The 3,270-nt window shown below is 38.5% G+C and carries 3 protein-coding genes and 1 tRNA gene; 1 reads left to right on the forward strand and 3 read right to left on the reverse strand.

What is annotated here, in order from left to right:
* On the reverse strand, positions 1 to 566 hold a 566-nt coding region (locus E1176_RS03485; RefSeq protein WP_155209185.1), incomplete at its 3' end, for a serine hydrolase domain-containing protein.
* An 87-nt stretch (positions 567 to 653) separates the two neighbouring features.
* Between E1176_RS03485 and E1176_RS03490 the strand changes: the two genes are divergently transcribed.
* A complete protein-coding gene (locus E1176_RS03490) occupies positions 654 to 1,424 on the forward strand; it encodes a LytR/AlgR family response regulator transcription factor (RefSeq protein ID WP_155209186.1) in 771 nt (256 codons plus the stop codon).
* Positions 1,425 to 1,514: 90 nt separating this feature from the next.
* Here E1176_RS03490 and E1176_RS03495 read toward each other — a convergent pair.
* Both E1176_RS03495 and E1176_RS03500 read right to left on the reverse strand, forming a co-directional pair.
* Positions 1,515 to 1,600, reverse strand: a tRNA-Leu gene (locus E1176_RS03495).
* Between the two features lie 53 nt (positions 1,601 to 1,653).
* Positions 1,654 to 2,757, reverse strand: a complete 1,104-nt coding sequence (locus tag E1176_RS03500) for a hypothetical protein (protein ID WP_185152599.1) — start codon at positions 2,755 to 2,757, stop codon at positions 1,654 to 1,656.
* Between the last annotated feature and the right edge of the window lie 513 nt (positions 2,758 to 3,270).

Genomic DNA, 3,270 nt, shown 5'->3' on the forward strand with positions numbered 1-3,270 from the left:
TGTAGGTATTGTACAAAATCCAGTCCGGATATGTGTTCTATTATAATGGCTAGTAATAAATACCCAGAGTTGCTGTAGCCAAATTCTTCTCCCGGACTGAATAGTAGCTTTGCTTCTTTGAAATGGTTTATTAGCTGAGACTTAGAAACAGATGCCTGATCTGGCATGAGCATTTCCAGGCCTTGTTCTGTTTGAAAAAGACTAGGTATTCCGCTTGTATGTGTCAACAAATGATGAATGTTAATTTTCTTCCATCTTTGAGAGCCATATTCACCAAGGTGTAAATTTATAGGATCGTCTAAATTTAGTTTTTGCTGTTGAACCATCTGTAGAATGGCTAATGCTGTAAATTGTTTGGTAATAGACCCAACATCAAATGCAGTGGTTGTTGAAAAGTTCTCATTTTTACTGTGGTAACAACCTTCAAAAATTAAACTGTCATTTTCTTTTACTAATACAACTCCATTGAATTGTTGATAAAGAGCTTCACGCTCAAAAATTTCTTGTATTTGTGCCTGGCTTACAAAACCTGATATGATGAAAGCGAATAGAATTAATGTTTTCATTTATTTGAGTTTTTGAATTATACTTGACTCTCTGACGCTCAATAAATGCCATGGGTTGAGCATCTGTGACAAACGACCATTATTTGTATGTTAACTACCGTAAAGATTTGGAGTGAGATTAAACTGCTGCGTTCTGAGATGAACAAGGTGGAGATGTACATACATCTACTGATCTGGATAGGTGGTCTAATACTAATAAATCAGCCAGCACTAAATCTCACAGTAGGCATTTTTTACAGCTATAACCTCAGCTTACTTTTACCCAGTCTCACCGGAGTAGTCTGTAATGCCTTAATTTTTTACGGTATGGTAGTTTTTGTGAGGAGATGGCTGTATAGCCATCCGCTGGTTTTTTTAACGCAATCAATTCTTTGGTTTCTGCTCTTCTCATTTTTGGAGATTCTATCTGATCTGATTTTTTACTATTTTTTTTATGGTGATTTGCAGGTAGAAATAGTGATTGATGAAATTGCAGGGAGCTTTATACTCAACGGCATATTCTTTCACATCCCGGGAACAGTCTATGGCATTATAAAGACTGCTTTGAAAAAGGATCCTACTGAGCAGAGTAAAATACTGATTAAGGATGGTAGCAAATCTCTGTTTGTTGATTCTGACAGGCTTCTGTTTGTTGAAAGTGATGGTAACTACTGTGCTTTTCAAACTAAAAAAGAAAGATTATTACAGCGTATCAGTCTTACACAATTGGAGAGTAGTTTGCCACCTCAATTTGTGCGTTGCCATAAATCATTTATTATTAATAAGCATCTCGTAGAATCACAAACTGCCAAAGAGATCACAATACAGTCGCATAAGATACCTATTGGGAGGAGATATGCCGATAGGGTGAAGAGTTGATTGCCAGGATTAAGATTGGTTGGTCTAAAAGCTACAAATGCTTAGAATAAAAAAAATCCCTACAAGTCTGCAGGGATTTTAGATGTTATGTGCGCACGAGAGGAGTCGAACCTCCACGGCCTAAAACGGCCACCAGGCCCTCAACCTGGCGCGTCTACCAATTCCGCCACGTGCGCGAGAGCGGGGCAAAACTACTAAGGTTTTAATTTATAACCAATACCAAAGTTTGCTAAAAGTAAGAAAGTACAAGATCGCTAAGTTCCTTGTTGGCAGCTATGGCAATAATGATGGATACAGCCAACCCGATTAAGGCATTGACAAGGTCTTTGCGTATTAACCCCCAGGTACGTTTCAGGTCTTTTTTCTTTCGCAGCTTTATGGCAAGCTCTCTACCTCCTAGCAGACCAATAAATACCCAAGTGGTGCTCATAGGTACCGTATTTATCCATGTAAACACTATAAGGATGCAGGTATAGACCAAATCGATAATCGTAGCAGGACGTACATCTTTTACTTCAGATTTTTCTTCTACAATCTGCTGTATCTTGTCGCCTTTTAGAAAAAATATAAGCCCAAGACCGAAAAATATGGTACCACTGAAAATCAGGAATTGAATAAGATTAAGACTTCTGGGTAAGAAAACAGCAATATTTGCCGCGTCCTGAATGATCCATAACGACCATAAAAAGCCACTGATTATCCACTGTATAGCCGTCCAGTAATTTTTTGGTTCTCCTTTAAATTGCTTTTTGAGAAAATCATAAAGTGCTATCCACACTACAAATGCTACAACAAACGCTATTATGTAACCAGAAACACTTTTTTGTAATACACCCGTGAGCCCTTGAGTACTTGTTGTAAAAGAACTTAGTAATAAGAATGTGGTTGATACAGGCATTTTTAGCCTGGTGAGTATGAGAAGAAATAATGGTGCAGCTATTTGTAAAAAGGCAAACTCAGATGGTGCTTCTCCAAAACCTTTGGAAGATAAACGCTGAAATGATACGTCTCCGTCAAAAACAATCCAGCTATAAGAAACTGTGGCTAGAAAAATTAAGCCTACAAACATCCACAGGACCCACCACTTTTTGTCACTATTTGAGGCTATGAAGGTGCCTATCGTTTGTATGCTGTCATTGGCCACTGCTGAGTAAGCAGCTAGTCCGAAACCGAGCCACATAGCGATTTGTGGGTATGGAAAGAAAATGCCTGTAAGAAAAAAAGCGATACCGATAAAGAGCAAAAACCTCTTTTCCCGTTCGAGAAGTAGTAAAATGAGAACAAACCTTCTTGTGGAAATCAGGCCTTTTTTAAACTTTTTTCTTTTAGCCACTATGAGAGAGTTGTATGTTTTGGTATTACAACGTGAATGTAGCAGCTCAGTTTAGTTTGTGCGAGTTTTAGGTGTGAATATTAGTTTATGCTAATGTTAAGAAATGGACCAGAGACTGTTTTGATATGCAAAATTAGCTACATGAGCTGGATTTTGTTTAAAACCTCGAGCGTCATCCCTGCATAGGCAGGGATCTCTAATTGAGTAAGAAAAAGCGAGATTCTTGACTTACGCTGCGCTGCATCAGGAATGACGGACTTGGAAAGGTTTCTGTTGCGCTTCTTCAGGAATGACGGCTCCATTGCATAGTGATTGTACAATTCTTTATCAGTATTGCTTGATGTTTGGTTCGTCTTAGGGGGACAAAGGGTTAAAGAGGGATGTAAGAGTAATAAGTGAAACATCGGTTATAGCCTCAAGCGTCATCCCTGCGCAGGCAGGGATCTATCCTAGACTTATTGCATTTCTGACACCATGTCAAATAGGTCAATAAAATTGGGGTTTTTAGTAATT

It is taken from the genome of Fulvivirga aurantia (assembly GCF_009711475.1).
GTDB classification, from domain to species: domain Bacteria; phylum Bacteroidota; class Bacteroidia; order Cytophagales; family Cyclobacteriaceae; genus Fulvivirga; species Fulvivirga aurantia.

Bases quoted from the DNA above. Each gene is read 5' to 3' on its own strand.
- E1176_RS03490 (WP_155209186.1), top strand. From the start codon at position 654: ATGTTAACTACCGTAAAGATTTGGAGTGAGATTAAACTGCTGCGTTCT.